Annotated in this window: 10 protein-coding genes; 9 read left to right on the top strand and 1 reads right to left on the bottom strand. The window is 55.5% G+C overall.

Annotation, left to right across the window (positions count from 1 at the left end; genetic code table 11):
• The first annotated feature begins 77 nt into the window (after positions 1 to 77).
• Both hemN and BG910_RS07855 read left to right on the top strand, forming a co-directional pair.
• On the top strand, positions 78 to 1,481 hold the full coding sequence (gene hemN / locus BG910_RS07850; protein WP_089036358.1) for an oxygen-independent coproporphyrinogen III oxidase: 1,404 nt from the start codon (positions 78 to 80) through the stop codon (positions 1,479 to 1,481).
• 66 nt (positions 1,482 to 1,547) lie between these two features.
• A complete protein-coding gene (locus BG910_RS07855) occupies positions 1,548 to 1,811 on the top strand; it encodes a DUF1289 domain-containing protein (protein ID WP_089036359.1) in 264 nt (87 codons plus the stop codon).
• A gap of 337 nt (positions 1,812 to 2,148) precedes the next feature.
• Here the strand turns inward: BG910_RS07855 and ubiB are convergent, their stop codons facing one another.
• On the bottom strand, positions 2,149 to 3,660 hold the full coding sequence (gene ubiB, locus BG910_RS07860) for a ubiquinone biosynthesis regulatory protein kinase UbiB (protein WP_089036360.1): 1,512 nt from the start codon (positions 3,658 to 3,660) through the stop codon (positions 2,149 to 2,151).
• Between the two features lie 122 nt (positions 3,661 to 3,782).
• Between ubiB and BG910_RS12330 the strand changes: the two genes are divergently transcribed.
• The 7 genes from BG910_RS12330 (at position 3,783) to BG910_RS07890 (ending at position 16,711) form a co-directional block, all read left to right on the top strand.
• The gene (locus BG910_RS12330; RefSeq protein ID WP_157694052.1) at positions 3,783 to 3,929 is read left to right on the top strand and encodes a hypothetical protein; all 147 of its coding nucleotides are present in this window, start codon (positions 3,783 to 3,785) and stop codon (positions 3,927 to 3,929) included.
• 270 nt (positions 3,930 to 4,199) lie between these two features.
• A complete protein-coding gene (locus tag BG910_RS07865) occupies positions 4,200 to 5,054 on the top strand; it encodes an ESPR-type extended signal peptide-containing protein (RefSeq protein ID WP_089036361.1) in 855 nt (284 codons plus the stop codon).
• A complete protein-coding gene (locus BG910_RS07870) occupies positions 5,011 to 12,687 on the top strand; it encodes a YadA-like family protein (RefSeq protein WP_198344771.1) in 7,677 nt (2,558 codons plus the stop codon). Before BG910_RS07865 ends, BG910_RS07870 begins: the two co-directional genes overlap by 44 nt.
• 195 nt (positions 12,688 to 12,882) lie before the next feature.
• Positions 12,883 to 15,099 carry a UvrD-helicase domain-containing protein gene (locus BG910_RS07875; protein ID WP_089036363.1) on the top strand — a complete coding sequence of 739 codons (2,217 nt, stop codon included), beginning with the start codon at positions 12,883 to 12,885 and terminating at the stop codon, positions 15,097 to 15,099.
• Positions 15,100 to 15,231: 132 nt separating this feature from the next.
• Positions 15,232 to 15,507 (top strand): type II toxin-antitoxin system RelE/ParE family toxin, encoded by a 276-nt coding sequence (locus BG910_RS07880; protein ID WP_089037194.1) that lies wholly within the window; start codon positions 15,232 to 15,234, stop codon positions 15,505 to 15,507.
• A gap of 10 nt (positions 15,508 to 15,517) precedes the next feature.
• The gene (locus BG910_RS07885; protein WP_089036364.1) at positions 15,518 to 15,820 is read left to right on the top strand and encodes a HigA family addiction module antitoxin; all 303 of its coding nucleotides are present in this window, start codon (positions 15,518 to 15,520) and stop codon (positions 15,818 to 15,820) included.
• A gap of 33 nt (positions 15,821 to 15,853) precedes the next feature.
• Positions 15,854 to 16,711 carry a mechanosensitive ion channel family protein gene (locus BG910_RS07890; RefSeq protein WP_089036365.1) on the top strand — a complete coding sequence of 286 codons (858 nt, stop codon included), beginning with the start codon at positions 15,854 to 15,856 and terminating at the stop codon, positions 16,709 to 16,711.
• Positions 16,712 to 16,715: the final 4 nt, after the last annotated feature.

Here is a 16,715-nt window from a genome sequence, read left to right on the forward strand (position 1 = left end):
TTATCATAGCGTGGCATTCTAACAAACTATCCAAAATTTTACTAATTCATTAACTTATACATAAACTCCTGTCGAATATGAAAATTATCCCAATTAAAAACAACGAATTGCCAGAATTCGACCGCGAATTAATTGCCAAACTGCCCGCCAGCGGCCCGCGCTACACCTCCTACCCGACCGCCGACCGCTTTCACGAAGGTTTCAAAGAAGCCGAATACATCCGCGCCTTAGAGCAGCGCACAGGGGCTTTAAACAAGCCCCTTTCGCTTTATATCCATATCCCCTTCTGCAACACCATCTGCTACTACTGCGGCTGCAACAAAATCATCACCAAAGACAAATCCCGCGCTGACGCCTATCTCGAATATCTCGAACGCGAAATGGCGCTGCTCGCCCCGTACCTTAAAGGCCGCCATCCGCTTGCCCAACTCCACTTCGGCGGCGGCACGCCCACCTTCCTCAGCGACGGACAGCTCGAACGCGTGTTTGAAATGATCCGCCAACATTTCCAACCCCTTCCCGACGGCGAATACTCCATCGAAATCGACCCGCGCAAAGTCAGCCGCGAAACCGTGTTACACCTTGCCCGACTCGGCTTCAACCGCATGAGCGTCGGTATTCAGGATTTCGACCCCAAAGTACAGGAAGCCGTCAACCGCATCCAGTCTTACGAAGAAACCAAAGAAGTCATCGACGCCGCCCGCGACGCCGGTTTCAAATCCGTCAGCGTCGATTTGATTTACGGCCTGCCGCACCAAACCATCGACAGCATCCATACCACCATCGACACCGTATTAGGCCTCACCCCCGACCGCCTCGCCCTCTACCACTACGCCCATCTGCCGCATATTTTCAAACCCCAGCGCCGCATCGACACCGATGCCGTGCCTGACAGCGAAGAAAAACTCGACATGCTGCAATACTGCGTCCAAACCCTGACCCAACGCGGCTACGTCTTCATCGGCATGGACCACTTCGCCAAACCCGACGACGAACTCTCCGTCGCCCTGCGCGAAGGCCGGCTGCAACGCAATTTCCAAGGCTATTCCACCTACGCCGACTGTGACTTGGTCGCTATCGGCGTTTCCAGCATCGGCAAAATCGGCAGCACCTACGTTCAAAACGAACGCGACATCGACGCCTACTACGCCGCCATCGACGCCGGCCATCTCCCCGCCATGCGCGGCTACCAACTCAACCAGGACGACATCCTGCGCCGCGGCATCATCCAAGACCTCATGTGCCGCTTCGCCCTCAACTTTGCCACTTACGAACAGACCTTCCACCTCTCGTTCCCCGAATATTTCAAAGCCGAACTGGCCGACTTGCAGGGCTTACAGGAATTAGGACTGGTTCGCCTAGCCCCTAACAGCCTGACCGTTACCCCAAAAGGCCGCTTCCTCATCCGCAACATCGCCATGGTGTTCGACTACCACCTGCGCCACAAAGAAACCAAAGCAAAATACTCGCAAACCGTCTAAACGCAACACAGGCCGTCTGAAAATAGACAAATATTTTTCAGACGGCCTTCCGCACTTCTCCCCGTCATGGACCAACCCGACCTCTTTGCCATCCCCAGCCCCTGCATCGGCGTCTGCGAAGCCAACAGCAAAGGTTATTGCAAAGGCTGCCTGCGCAGCCGCGAAGAGCGGCTTTACTGGCAACAGATGACCGACGGCCAAAAGCACCAAGTCATGCGCCTTTTAGCCGTGCGCCGCAGCAAAATCCGCAACAAACAATGGGGACTCGAGCATTTTTCGGATACAGGCAACGCAACGGAAAAAAGCGGGCAGATCGGGTTTGATTTCTAAAACACGCAGACACGACAAAGGCCGTCTGAAAATTTTCAGACGGCCTCTTTCTATTCAAAAAAACCTTACTTCACAATCTGTTCCAACCCGCCTTTTGCATAGCGCGTGGCCATTTTTTCCAGCGAAACCGGTTTGATTTTTGCCGCCTGGCCTTCGCAGCGCCGTAGGTCGGATTCTTGAATCCGACAAAAGGGCAAAACTTCTGTGGGAGAATAAAGCCGTCTGAAAATGTCGGATGTAAATATCCGGCCTACATCGGTCGGCGCTGCAGGCCGGGTTCCGTAAACCGACTTTCTCCGGAGGAGGGGGGACAGCGGTAGTAAAATTTTCAGACGGCCTATTTAAACAGCAAAATCAACACCAGCGCCACGGCAATCACGGCGAGCCAGAGGCTTTGGCGCTGCTGGATTTTGACCAGATGGATATAGGCGTCGCGCATTTCCTGCCGGCGGTTTTCGTCCACCAGCGCATTGAGTTTGCGCGGCAGGGCGGGGAGGATTTGCGCCCAGTCGGGGGCTTCGTTTTTCAGGCTGTTGAAAAAGGCTTTGGGGCCGATTTGCTGGTTCATCCATTTGGTGAGAAACGGTTTGGCGGTTGCCCATAAATCCAAATCGGGGTCGAGCCGGCGGCCCAAGCCTTCGATGTTGAGCAGGGTTTTTTGCAGCAACACGAGCTGCGGCTGGATTTCGACATTGAAGCGGCGGCTGACTTCAAACAACCGTACCAACACGATGCCGAACGAAATCTGCGAAATCGGTTTGTTGAACACCGGTTCGCACACGCTGCGCACGGCGGCTTCCAACTCTTCCGCGCGCGTGTCGGCGGGCACCCAGCCCGATTCGATGTGGGCGGTGGCGACGCGGTGGTAGTCGCGGTTGAAAAAAGCGAGGAAATTAATCGCCAGATAGCGCTTGTCGTAGTCGGTGAGTGTGCCGACGATGCCGAAATCCAGCGCGATGTAGCGGTTGTCGTCGGCCACCAGAATATTGCCCGGGTGCATATCCGCGTGGAAAAAGCCGTCGCGGAACACTTGGGTAAAGAAAATCTCTACGCCGTATTCCGAAAGTTTTTTCAGGTCGGTATTTTTCGCCTTCAGCGTGGCAATGTCGGAAACGGGCGTGCCGTCCATCCATTCGATCGTCAGAACGTCGCGGCTGCAATAATCGTAAAACACTTTGGGCACAACCAGCATCGTGCTGTTTTGGAAATTGCGGTAAAGCTGGCTGGCGTTTGCTGCTTCGCGCATCAAATCCAGTTCGTCGTGCAGATATTTGTCGAATTCCGCCACCACCTCGCGCGGCTTCAGGCGTTTGCCGTCTGAAAACAGCTTTTCCACCCAATATGCACCCAGCCGCATCAGCGCCAAATCCTGCTCGATAACCGGCACCAGATTCGGCCGCAACACCTTCACCGCCACCGCCTCGCCCGTATGCAGCCGCGCTTTGTGCACCTGCGCAATCGATGCGCTGGCGACGGGTTCGGTTTCAAATTCCGCATACAGCGTTTCCACCGGTTGCCCCAGCGCCGCCTCGATTTGGCGTTTCGACAGCGCCGCGTCAAACGGCGGTACCTTGTCTTGCAGCTTCGCCAGTTCCACCGCGTAATCATGCGGAATCAAATCAGGGCGGGTCGATAACACCTGCCCGAACTTCACAAAAATCGGCCCCAGATTTTCCAGCGCCAAACGCAGGCGCACAGGCAGCGGCTCGTCCGCGTATTGCGCCAATTTCGGCAGCTTGGACACCAGACTGCGCAGCCAGTTTTGGCGGATACGGCCGGCCAAAAGGTCGGCAAGGGCGTAGAGATACAGCGTGCGGGCGATGGTTTTGATGCGTTTGAGCCATTTCATAGCGGAAATCCGGTTGCGCGGGAAAGTGGGGAATTATAAAGCATGGCCGCGGTTTGCCGAAACAAAGGCCGTCTGAAATGTTTTCAGACGGCCTTTGGCGTTTGCACATCCGATAAAAATCCATGCGCTTGCCGGCAACACTCAATCCATCCGATCCTGCCAAATGCAGCGGTGGTTTAGCGGGGCAGCATCCTGAAAAACTTTCAGACGGCCTGATGCAAAACGACAGCGGGAAATTATTTAAAAAATCATTAAAAACAATTTGTTGAAAATAAATTTACAAAATTCCAAAAAATGGCATTCCACATGCTTATTGATATTTAGCAATACAAAAAACGCATTACGGAAACGCAGAAATTTGCCGTTCGATTGATGATAAACGGTAGATTTTTAAGATAAAAGAAAAAAATCAAAAACTAAAGAAACTATCTCCATCAAAATATTCAATGCTGACGGAGTTTGCACAATCTTGACAATTTTCGTCAGTCGGTCGGAAAAACCGATAAACGGCACTTGAACCAATACTTATAGGAAACATCATGAATAAAAGTTACCGCACAATCTGGAACGACTCACTGGGAGCATGGGTAGCCGTATCCGAAATCGAAACCGCCAAAGGCAAGAGCGCGCAGAGTGAGTGCTCGGTCGGCAGTCCTGCTGTTACACCGAAACGCGTCCGCTTTGCTTATACCATGTTGATGTCGGTTTTTCTGTTGGCAACTGGGCAGGTAATGGCTGTAACGGGAACTGATGCGCAGACAACAGGCGATTTGCAGTGTTTCTTCGATACGGGGAGTAAAAACGTTGTGTGCGGTGAAAGGGCGTCAGCAGCGGGTGTATATGATGGTAAAACAGGGAAGTCGGTAGTCTTGGGTTTGAATGCCCAGGCTGCAGGCGAAAGTAATGTGGCACTAGGCTCGAATTCGATGGCTTCTTCTACCTCTGGGTTGGCAATCGGCTCGTCGGCGAAAGCGCTGAACAATCAGACGGTGGCTGTGGGTGAGGGCGCACAAGCCTTGGGTGAGGCAGGTGTTTCTATCGGTAAGTCAGCCGGCGCAGGCGTATCCGGGGGGGGGCGAAATATCGCTATCGGCGAGAATGCCTTAAGCGGTGCAACTACGGCCAATAACATCGTTGCCATCGGTACTGGTGCCGCAAGCGGTATTAATGGACAGCATGTGGTTGCGATCGGAGCCGGTGCAAATGCGGGACAGACGACCAGTAATGCTGTTGCCGTCGGTTATAACTCTATTGCCGGGAAAGGTGGAGCAACCGCACTTGGGTATACTGCACGAGCAACAAATTCGCAGGCAACCGCTGTCGGCTTTGGTTCACAATCCTCAGGGATATATGCAACAGCAACCGGCGCACAATCTGTTGCCTCTGGATCTTAATGCGACGGCAATCGGTGGTGCTAATAATGAAATCAATGCAACCACGGCTTCCGGCAATTACTCCATTGCTGTCGGTTTCGGCGCGAAAAGTACGGCGGCCGGTACAACTGCAGTTGGTACAAATGCTAATGCATCCGTGGTTGGTGCGACTGCGTTGGGTTCGGGAGCGGCAGCCACTAGGATTGGTGCAATCGCTATCAGCAGTACGGATGACAATGCTGCGATAAATGACAAAACGACAGCTTCCGCCGATTATGCTTTAGCTGTAGGCAATACCTCCACCGCTTCGGGCAAAATGTCAGTTGCAGTCGGCTCCGGTGCGAAAGCGACGGCAGGAAATGCCTTGGCTGCGGGAACGGGGGCCAATGCGCAGGGCGAACAATCTATTGCTATCGGTGATAATGCACAGGCAACGGCAAAATGGACAACCGCTATCGGACAAGGTGTTTTGGCAAATGCGGAGGGGGCTCAGGCTTTTGGTGTCAGCTCTCAGGCAACGGCTCAAAACGCGGCTGCAATCGGCCGTTGGTCGATTGCGACAGCCGCACGCGCATCGGCTTTCGGTGTTGGTAATACAGCCAGCGGTGCTTCAGCACTATCCTTAGGCGACCAAGCTGTTGCGTCCGGAGGAAATAGTATTGCTGCAGGTACGGAAGCTAAGGCATCGGACACAGACAGCATCGCTATCGGTAGAAGCAGTAATGCATCAGGGTTAAGAGCTATTGTCATCGGATCGGAAAGTGCGGCCACCAATCCGAACACAGTCGTCGTCGGTAATAATGCGTCGGCAGGCCGTGGTACGGCCGTTGCCGTGGGCTATCAGGCTCAGGCCAAAGACGGTCGATCGATTGCCATTGGTGAAAGCAGTACAGCGGGGGTAGGGCTTCAGGCAGGCGCAACCGAAGAAGAAGGACGATTGCATGATTCGACTTTCAGCAGCGCCATTGCCATCGGCTACCAGTCTCAGTCAACCAACGTCAGCACGGTTGCAATTTCCCGCGAAGCCAAAGCATCCGGCGAAAGGGCGGTTGCCGTAGGTTTTCAGACTTCGGCAGCGGAAAACAGTACCGCCGTCGGCTCCCAAGCGAAAGCGACAGCGGCGAGAACGCTGGCGATGGGCGACCGTGCTTCGGCTTCCGCAGATGAGGCTGTAGCCTCGGGCGTATTGGCAAATGCCAGCGGCAAAGGGGCATTTGCTTTGGGTTCGAATACCGTTGCTTCGGGGGAAAATTCTGTTGCGGCAGGTAAGGAGGCAAAAGCGACCGGGGCGGGCGGTACGGCTTTGGGTACGGGAACTTCTGCTGCTTCAGCCGCCATTGCGGCAGGCCAAGATGCTAAAGCAAACGGCTGGCAGTCAACAGCTGTCGGTAATGCAGCTACGGCAGGCTCTTCCGCAGCTGCCGTGGGTGCGGGCGCCAATGCTTCGGGTACCTATTCGACAGCGCTGGGCTACAAGGCAATAGCCGGCAATACCAGCTCGGTGGCATTGGGTGACGGCGCCCATACGCTCGGTGTCAGCTCTTTGGCATTCGGTACGGGTTCGCAAGCCGTCGGCACCAGCGCCGTTGCCATTGGTAATACGGCTCAGGCAAATCAGGCAGATGCTATGGCGCTCGGTACACGTTCCGTAGCCGCTAAAACCAGCTCGCTGGCAATCGGCAGCAATGCAAAGGCGACTGAAGTGAATGCCGTCGCCTTGGGCAGCGATACCTCCGTTACCCAGAGCAACGGCGTGGCGCTGGGTAAAAATTCCGTTGCCAACCGCGCCGCCATCGGCAATGCGCCGTCAACAAGCGCAACCACCATCAGAGTAACTGCCGATACTGCGCCGACAACGGTATATGCCAACACAAATGCGTCTTCTGCAAACATTGATGCCGTTAAAGCTACCGCTACCAACACCCTCGCAGGCGTATCGGTCGGCAGCGCAACGCAAAACCGTCAGATTACGGGCGTAGCCGCAGGTTCGGCCGACAACGATGCGGTCAACGTTTCCCAGCTGCGCGCGGTAGCCGATGTTGCCGCTTCGGCAGCCGGCGGCTTCACGCTGACCGCTTCGGCGACTTCAGACGGCCAATTGGGCAATGCGGCTTCCGTAAGCGACAACGTCAGCAGCGGCGATACCGTTACTTTTGAAGCCGATAAAAACATCAAGCTGACGCAGGCGGATGAGGGCAACCGTAAAATTACCATTGCCACCAAAGACGACGTGTCGTTCACTTCGGTAACGGCAGGCACGGGTGCGTCCGCCGTTACCTTAAACGGCAACGGCGTAGCAGTCGGCGGCAATACCTATATTTCCGATGCCGGTCTGAATGCCAACAATAAAGTCATCAGCAATGTGGCTGCCGGCAAGGCTGCCGGAGATGCTGCCAATGTCGGACAGTTGAGCAAAATTGCCGAAGCGGTTGGTTTGACGTTCAACAATAACGGAATGTTGACTACGCCGAGCTACACCACCGCCGGCGGTAAAACCGCAACGTCCGTCCAAGGCGCTTTGGACAATTTGGGCACAACGCCGATTACCTTTAAGGCGGATACGGGCAGAGATATTCCCCGTACTTTGGGCACGGATTTGAGCATCAAAGGCGGCAGCTACACCGGTACGTCTTCCGCAGACAATATCGTGACCCATGCCGACGGCACCGGCGTGGTTACCATCAAAATGGCCGACGCGCCGACCTTTGCCGGCAAACTGACCGCCGACGGTCTGGATGCAGGCAGTGAGAAAATCACCAACGTTGCCACAGGCGATGTACTCCAAAACAGCACGGATGCTGTGAACGGCGGCCAACTTTATGCCCAAGGCAAAGGCGTGGCCGATATTCTCGGTAACACCGTTTACGATCCGGCCACCGGCACTTACACCAATACCGACATCGGCGGCACAGGCGCAAGCAATATCAATGACGCCATTAAAGCCGTAAACACCGCAGCAGACAGTAAGCTGGGTTCGTTTACCGTAGGCGCAGATGCAGCCGCAACTGCCGCCGGCATCGAAGTCGGCAAAGCAGACAACCGCTTTGACATCGTCGGCGAAGACGGCGTAACCACCAAAGTTGACGACCGCAAAATTACTGTCGGTTTGGGCGACAGTATCACCGTAGGCGGCATCACCGTTAACGGCGCAGCCGCAGGCGGCAATGTCATCAGCGGTTTGGGCAACACTCTTGCCGAGCCCGCCAGTACAACCTCACAGGCCGTCCCCGCCTTTACCGGCAACGAAGGCAGCCGCGCCGCCAGCGTAACCGATGTATTGAATGCCGGTTGGAACGTACAAGGCAACGGCCAGGCCGTTGACTTCGTCAAAGCCTACGACGCCGTAAATTTTGTTGACGGCACCGGCACGACCGTAGAAGTTGCTTCAGACGGCAATGCAACGACTACCGTCAAAGTCAACGTTGACGCGCAAAAACTGGCTGAAACCGCCCAACTGCCCGTGGTGTACACCAAAGCAGACGGCACCAAAGTCTATAAGGAAGGCGGTAAGTTCTACACCGACCTGAACGACAAAGCGAACAGCGAAGTAGCCGCAGGCGACGTGATTGCCTCTATGCAAAACGCTGACGGTACAACAACTGCACCAACCACTTTGGCCAATGTTAAAGCCGGCAGTAAAGACAACGATGCCGTTAACGTCAGCCAACTCAAAGGCGCGGCTGATGCCTTGGGCGGCGGTGCGGCTGTAAATTCGGACGGTTCGTTCAAAGCCCCTGCATACACGCTGTTGAGCGGCGCGGATGCAGGGGCGGCAGACAAAACCTACAACAACGTAGGCGACGCATTGGCAGCTGTGGATAAAGTTGCCAACAGCCCGCTGACTTTCGCAGGCGACAGCGGCACGCCGTCCGGGCGCAAACTGGGCAGCACCGTAACCGTTAAAGGCGGCGTAACCGACACAGCCAAACTTTCAGACGGCAACATCGGCGTAGTTTCAGACGGCAACGGTACGTTGGATGTGAAACTGGCTAAAGATGTAAAAGTTGACAGCGTAACCGCAGGCGGAACGAAGATCGATTCAAACGGCCTGACTTTCGTTGACGCGCAAGGAACGAAAGTTTCCGACAGCCCGAGCATTACTGCAAAAAGCATCGACGCGGGTAATCAGAAAGTTGCCAATGTTCAAAACGGCGATATTACCCAAGCCAGCAAAGAAGCGGTTAACGGCAGCCAGCTTTATGATGTTGACCAAAAAGCGGAAACCAATAAAACCAATATTGCGGCCAACGCTGCCAATATTGCCAAAGGCATCAATGTCGGCGGCACAACGGGCAGCAACCAATACGCATTGGGCGATACCATCAATGTCAAAGGCGATAACAATATCAGCAGTGAAACAGTTGCCGGCGGTGTGCAGCTTAAGCTTAATGACAGCATTACCATTGGCTCGGCAGGTGGCACGAACAAACCTGTAACGATTGATGGTACTCAAGGCGTGATTTCAGGCTTAAGCAATACCTTGCCTGTAACCACCAATACCGGCACACCAACCACAAAACAAACCGCGCCCGTATTGGCTGGCAACGAGGGTTCGAACGCCGCAACGGTTAACGACATTCTGAACGCCGGTTGGAACGTACAAGGTAACGGCAAAGACGTTGACTTCGTCAAAGCCTACGACGCCGTAAACTTTGTTGACGGCACCGGAACGACCGTAGAAGTTGCTTCAGACGGCAATGCAACGACCACCGTCAAAGTCAACGTTGACGCGCAAAAACTGGCCGAAACCGCCCAACTGCCCGTGGTGTACACCAAAGCAGACGGCACCAAAGTCTATAAGGAAGGCGGTAAGTTCTACACCGACCTGAACGACAAAGCGAACAGCGAAGTAGCCGCAGGCGACGTGATTGCCTCTATGCAAAACGCTGACGGCAAAACCACTACGCCGACCACTTTGGCTAATGTCAAAGCTGGTGTGAACAACAACGACGCCGTTAACGTCAGCCAACTCAAAGGCGCGGCTGATGCCTTGGGTAGCGGTGCGGCTGTAAATTCAGACGGCACGTTCAAAGCCCCTGAATACACGCTGGTCAGCGGTGCGCCTTCAGACGGCACAGCCGCCAAATACGACAACGTAGGCGCTGCGTTGGGTGCATTGAATACAGCCGTAACCAGCCCGCTGTATTTCGAAGCGGATTCCGGCTCGACTGTTGAAAGCAAATTGGGTTCGACCGTACGCATCGTCGGCGGCAACTACAACAACCCGGCTTCAGCCGACAACATCATCACCGAAGCCGATGCCGCTACCGGCACGATTGCCATCAAGCTCGCGGATGCACCGACATTCAAAGGCAAGGTAACAGCCAAAGGCTTGGATGCAGGCGGTGAGAAAGTGACCAACGTCGGTGCGGGTAATGTTGCCGCAGACAGCCAAGACGCGGTTAACGGCAGCCAGCTGTTTGCCCAAGGCGAAGGTGTGAAAAACATCATCGGCGGCAACACGACTTACAACCCGGCGACCGGCGCGTATGAAAATACCGACATCGGCGGCACAGGCAAAGGCAACGTCAATGACGCCATCGAATCGGTCAACACCGCAGCCAAAGCGGCGAAAACCGAAGTGAAACAGGGCGACAACATTGAAGTGACTTCCGAAGAAGGCGCAAACGGCCAAACCGTCTATACCGTGAAAACGGCGAAAGATTTGGTTGTGGACAGCGTTACCTCAGGTGATACCGTTGTGAACAACGGCGGCGTTACCGTCGGCAAAAACGTCGCCCTGACTTCAGACGGCCTGACAGCAGGCGGTATTACCGTCAACAGTAATACCAACGTGATCAGCGGATTGAACGCCGGAACGGTTGCCGCAGACAGCAAAGACGCGGTTAACGGCAGCCAGCTGTTTGCCGCCGCCGATGCAGCCAAAACCTATTTGGGCGGTAATGCAGTCGTGAATCCGAACGGAACTGTCTCTACTGCCGACATCGGCGGCACAGGCAAAGACAACGTCCATGACGCCATTGCCTCCGTGAATGCAACGGCCAATGCCGGCTGGAAGCTGACTGCGCAAGGCCAAAACGGCAGCCAAGTTGCGCCGAACGACACGGTTGACCTGAACAATGCCGACGGTAACATCGTCATCAGCAAGACCGCAGATGCAGACAACGTGACCTTTAATTTGGCCAAAGACGTGAAAGTTGACAGCGTGACCGCAGGCAATACCGTTGTGAATTCAGACGGCCTCAAAGTAGGCAAGGTAGTCATCAGCAAAGACGGCCTCGACAACGGCGGCAACAAAGTAACCAACGTCGCCGCAGGCGCAGTATCGGCCGACAGCACCGATGCCGTAAACGGCGGCCAGCTCTATCAGGTGTACCAAGTCATCGGCAGCAACGGCGCAACGGTCAACACCACCACGCCGAGAACCGATGCCGGCACGGGCACCAGCAATGTCGGCAACATCAAAGGCATCACGCTGGTGGACAACAGCAACAATCCGAACGTGACCAACGTCACCAACAATACCCGGGTTGCCGAATCCAACGGCTACACGCTGACGACTTACAATGTCGAAGATCGGGGTATGTATGTGACCAACAACGTCATCGAAGCCGTAGGCCGCATGAACGAACAGGGTATCAAGTTCTTCCATACCAACGACAGCAGCGTTGACCCGGCCACCCAAGCCACCAACACCGAAGACTCCAGCGCGAGCGGCGCCTACGCTTCCGCCATCGGCTACCAGTCGGTCGCCAGCGGCAGTAACGCCGTCGCCGTCGGCAAAGGCTCGCAGGCATTGGCGGAAAACACCATCGCCATCGGTACCGGCAACATCGTCAGCGGCAAAAACTCAGGCGCCATCGGCGACCCGAGTACCGTCAGCGGTAGCGGTAGTTACTCTTTCGGTAACGACAACACCGTTGCCACCGACAATGCTTTTGTCGTCGGCAACAACGTGACCCAAACCCTGGCAAACTCCGTGATTCTGGGTAACGAATCCGCCGCAACCGCCGTTAACAAAGGCTCTTACACCTACAAAGCCGAAAATGAAAACGGCGTAGCCGGTAAAGACGACGTCGTCGGCGTAGTAAGCGTCGGCGCGGCAGGCAAAACCCGTCAGATCCAAAACGTCGCAGCCGGTGTGGTTTCCGCCACTTCGACCGATGCCGTCAACGGCAGCCAGCTCTACTACACCAACAAAGCTGTGGAAGACGTCGCCGGTAACGTGACCGCGCTGAAAAACGGCGGCGCAGGCGTGGTGCAGTACAGCAACGCCGATACGCCGGTTACAGCCAACGGCGGCGTACCGAGCAACGACGTGACCTTGGCCGGCGCGGATAAAAACGCACCGGTTGTCATCCACAACGTCGGCGAAGGCCGCGCACCGACCGATGCGGTAAACGTGAACCAGCTTGCCCGTATGGGAGACGCCTTGCAAAACAACATCCACAACGTTGGCCGCAAAGCCTATGCGGGTGTAGCGGGCGCAATTGCCCAAAGCTCGATTCCGCAAGTAACCCGTCCGGGCGCAACCGGCTTGGGTATCGGCGGCGGCTACTACGGCGGCGAGTCTGCGATGGCCATCGGCGTATCGTCGATGAGCGACGGCGGTAACTGGATTGTCAAAGGTAACTTCTCTACCAATACCGGCGGCCACATGGGCGTGGGTGCGGGTGCGCTGTACCAGTGGTAATCCGACGCTGATTGCGTAAAGCAAAGGCCGTCTGAAAAGCGAAATGCTTTTCAGACGGCCTTTTTGTTTTGATCTCAAGTTTGCAGGGCAGTTTTTTCTCCGCAGGCCGTCTGAAAAATTTTCGGACGGCCTTTTAATCCGCCCGCCGTTTTCCTTTAAAATACCGCACCATCCATTTTTTCAGACGGCCGCATCATGTTTCCCCAATCTTCCGAATCACCATCCGCACTTCTTCAGGGGCTGAACCCCGAACAGCTTGCCGCCGTGACCTGGCCGCCGCAGTCGGCGCTGGTGTTGGCGGGGGCGGGCAGCGGCAAGACGCGGGTGCTGACGACGCGGATTGCGTGGCTGTTGCAGACGCAGCAGGCGGGTGTGCACAGCATTATGGCGGTTACGTTTACCAACAAAGCGGCCAAAGAGATGCAGATGCGGCTGGGCGCGATGGTGCCGGTGAACGTGCGCGCGATGTGGCTGGGTACGTTTCACGGCCTCTGCCACCGTTTTCTGCGCCTGCACCACCGCGATGCGGGCTTGTCTTCGGCGTTTCAAATCCTCGACAGCGGCGACCAGCTTGCTTTGGTCAAACGGATGCTCAAGGCGTTGAACATCGCCGAAGAAATCATCGCTCCGCGCAGTTTGCAGGGCTTTATCAACGCGCAGAAAGAAAACGGCCTGCGCGCTTCCGCCCTGCACGCGCCCGACCCGCACACGCATCGGATGATCGAATGTTACGCGGAATACGACAAAATCTGCCAACGCGAAGGCGTGGTGGATTTTGCCGAACTGATGCTGCGCAGTTACGAGCTGCTGCAAAGCAACGAAACGCTGCGCCTGCATTACCAAAACCGTTTCAATCATATCCTGGTCGATGAATTTCAAGACACCAACAAGCTGCAATACGCTTGGCTGAAGCTGATGGCGGGCGATTCGGCGGCGGTGTTTGCGGTGGGCGACGACGACCAGAGCATTTACCGTTTCCGTGGTGCGCACGTCGGCAATATGACCGCGCTGATGCGCGAATTTCAGATTGAGGCGCCGATTAAATTGGAACAGAACTACCGTTCCGTCGGCAATATCCTCGCCGCTGCCAACGCCGTGATTGAAAACAACGACGAGCGTTTGGGCAAAAACCTGCGCACCGATGCCGAAGCGGGCGAGAAAATCCGTTTCCTTTCCGCTCCCAGCGATTTCGACGAAGCGCAGTTTGTCATCGACGAGGCCAAATCGCTGCAACGCGAGGGCTGGCCGCTCAACGAAACGGCCGTACTCTACCGCAGCAACGCCCAGTCACGCGTGATTGAGCAGGCACTTTTCCGCGCAGGCGTGCCGTATAAAATCTACGGCGGTTTGCGTTTTTACGAGCGTCAGGAAATCAAACACGCGCTGGCCTACCTGCGCCTCGCCGTCAATCCCGACGACGACAACGCCTTTTTGCGCGTCATTAATGTGCCCCCGCGCGGCATCGGCGCGCGTACGGTGGAAAATCTTCAGACGGCCTCGGGCGAGCAGGGCGTTTCTTTGTGGCAGGCCGCCTGCAACGCGGGTGCGAAAGCGACAAAAGTCGCCGCATTCGTGCGTCTGATTGAAAGTTTCCGAAACCAAATCGGCCAGCTCAACCTCGCCGAAATCATGGTCGGCATCGTGAAAGACAGCGGTTTGATTGAGTTTTACCAAACCCAGAAAGGCGACAACCAAGACCGTTTGGACAACTTGGACGAACTTATCAACGCCGCCGTCGAGTTCAAACCCGAAGAAAGCAATTTTGAAATCTTGCCCGAAAACGCCGCCGCCGACCCTGCGTTTCCCGTGTTGGCCTTTTTAAGCAACGCCGCGCTGGAATCAGGCGAAAATCAGGCGGGCGAAGGCGAAGAAGCCGTCCAGCTCATGACCGTACACGCTTCAAAAGGCTTGGAATTCAACGCCGTATTCCTCACCGGCATGGAAGAAGGCAGATTCCCCAGCGAAATGAGCCTCGCCGAACGCGGCGGCCTTGAAGAAGAACGCCGCCTGATGTACGTCGCCATCACCCGTGCCCGCAAACGCCTCTACATCACCATGGCGCAACAGCGGATGCTGCACGGGCAAACCCAGTTCGGCATCGTTTCCCGCTTCGTCGAAGAAATCCCGCCCGAAGTTTTGCACTATCTTTCCCCGAAAAAACAATCATTTGACAGCTTCGGCTTCGATACGCCCAAACCTCGCCGCACCGACATCCGCGCCGCCGAAACCTATCAGGCCGACAAAACCTACGGCGGTTTCCGCATCGGCCAAAACGTCCGCCACGCCAAATTCGGCACGGGCGTGATTATCGAGGCTGTCGATAAAGGCGAATCCGCACGGCTGACGATTAATTTCGGCAAACAGGGCGTGAAGGAATTGGATACGAAGTTTGCGAAGTTGGAGGCTGTCTGAAAAAACGATGCCGTCTGAAAAACGGTTGTTGTGCACAGCAGCCGGAGTATCAGACGGTATCTGTAACTTGATAAGTTACAGTTTGTGATTTATGATGTTACAGAAAACGAGGAAGGCGCAGAGGAAGGCGCAATGATTAAAAGTTTTACCCATAAAGGTTTGGAAAAATTTTTCCTGACGGGCAGCAAATCAGGCATTCAGGCTGCCCATGCCGCCAAACTTGCCCGTATTCTGGCTGTTTTGGACGAGCTTTCCGCCATCGAACAGCTCAACGGACTGTGGCGCTGCCACCAACTCGAAGGCGGCCGCTATCCGCAATGGTCGCTGACGGTTTCGGGTAACTGGCGCATCACGTTTGAATTGCAAAACGGCGATGTCCATATCGTCAATTACGAAGACTGCCACTAGGAGCAAAACCATGCGTATGCACAATCCGCCCCCGCCCTGCGACATTCTGCGCGAAGATGTTCTGCCCGGACTGGGTATGACCGTTACCGCATTTGCCGAACATCTGGGCTATACCCGCGAAGCCCTCAGCCGCACGCTTAACGGCAAAACGCCGATTACGCCGCAACTGGCGCTGCGTTTGGAACAGGCGGGCATCAGTACCGCCGAAATGTGGCTCAACCTCCAAGCAAAATATGATTTGTGGCAGCTGCGCAAACAGCCGCAAGCCGTTACCGTCAAGCCGCTGAATTTTCAGACGGCCTCAATGCACTAGCTGGAAAAACGTCTCTACACCACAGGATTCCTCATGTTCGACACCCTGCAAAAATGGCTTGAAAACCTGCCCGTCAGCGCGGAAGTCATCGAATCGGTTTTGATGATTGCCGCGGTTTTGGCTTTGCGCGGGATTTTTTTGGGTGCGTATTTCCGCAGCCATCCCGAGCTTGAAATTGAGGAAAAACGCCGCTCGGTGGTGTTCAGCCGCAATCTGACGCTGGTGGTGACGCTGATGGGGCTGGCGATGGTGTGGGCGGCGCAGATTCAGACGCTGGCGCTGTCGATGTTTGCCGTTGCGGCAGCTTTCGTGCTGGCGACGAAAGAGCTGATTATGTGTGTGTCGGGCAGTATCCTGCGGCTGGCGACCAAGCAGTATTCGGTGGGCGATTATATTGAAATCAACGGCTTGCGCGGGCGGGTGGTCGATATTAATCTTTTAAACACGCTGATGATGCAGCTCGGGCCGCATCCTTCTGTCGGGCAGCTGTCGGGGCAGACGGTGTCGTTTCCCAACAGCCTGCTGCTGAGCCATCCCGTGCGCCGTGACAATATTTTGGGGTCGTACGTGATTCATACGGTGGAAATTCCCGTGCCGGTTCATTTGGATTCCGACGCAGTTGTGAATGCGCTCAAAGCGGTGCTCAATCCGCTTTGCCTGCCTTATGTCGAGGAAATCGCGCGCCATCTCGAGGCGGTGCAGGCTGAAAAACTGTTTATCACGCCCGCCGCGCAGCCGCGCATTACCCGCGTTCCGCATGACGACAAGGTTTATCATGTGGTCGTGCGCTTCGCTTCGCCCGTGTACCGCCGTTTGGAAATCCAGCAGGCGGTGTTGGACGAATTTATGCGCGTGCAGTACCGGTTGTTGAACGCGCTGTCGCCGGCTTAGTAGT

The sequence above is a fragment of the Neisseria chenwenguii genome, from assembly GCF_002216145.1.
Classification (GTDB): Bacteria; Pseudomonadota; Gammaproteobacteria; order Burkholderiales; family Neisseriaceae; genus Neisseria; species Neisseria chenwenguii.

What these genes read in the sequence shown, in the direction of transcription:
- BG910_RS07885 (WP_089036364.1), top strand. Translation starts at nt 15,518, where the DNA reads ATGCGTATGCACAATCCGCCCCCGCCCTGCGACATTCTGCGCGAAGAT.
- BG910_RS07875 (WP_089036363.1), top strand. Translation starts at nt 12,883, where the DNA reads ATGTTTCCCCAATCTTCCGAATCACCATCCGCACTTCTTCAGGGGCTG.
- BG910_RS07855 (WP_089036359.1), top strand. Translation starts at nt 1,548, where the DNA reads ATGGACCAACCCGACCTCTTTGCCATCCCCAGCCCCTGCATCGGCGTC.
- BG910_RS07865 (WP_089036361.1), top strand. Translation starts at nt 4,200, where the DNA reads ATGAATAAAAGTTACCGCACAATCTGGAACGACTCACTGGGAGCATGG.
- ubiB (WP_089036360.1), bottom strand. Translation starts at nt 3,660, where the DNA reads ATGAAATGGCTCAAACGCATCAAAACCATCGCCCGCACGCTGTATCTC.
- BG910_RS07890 (WP_089036365.1), top strand. Translation starts at nt 15,854, where the DNA reads ATGTTCGACACCCTGCAAAAATGGCTTGAAAACCTGCCCGTCAGCGCG.
- BG910_RS12330 (WP_157694052.1), top strand. Translation starts at nt 3,783, where the DNA reads ATGCGCTTGCCGGCAACACTCAATCCATCCGATCCTGCCAAATGCAGC.
- BG910_RS07880 (WP_089037194.1), top strand. Translation starts at nt 15,232, where the DNA reads ATGATTAAAAGTTTTACCCATAAAGGTTTGGAAAAATTTTTCCTGACG.
- hemN (WP_089036358.1), top strand. Translation starts at nt 78, where the DNA reads ATGAAAATTATCCCAATTAAAAACAACGAATTGCCAGAATTCGACCGC.
- BG910_RS07870 (WP_198344771.1), top strand. Translation starts at nt 5,011, where the DNA reads ATGCAACAGCAACCGGCGCACAATCTGTTGCCTCTGGATCTTAATGCG.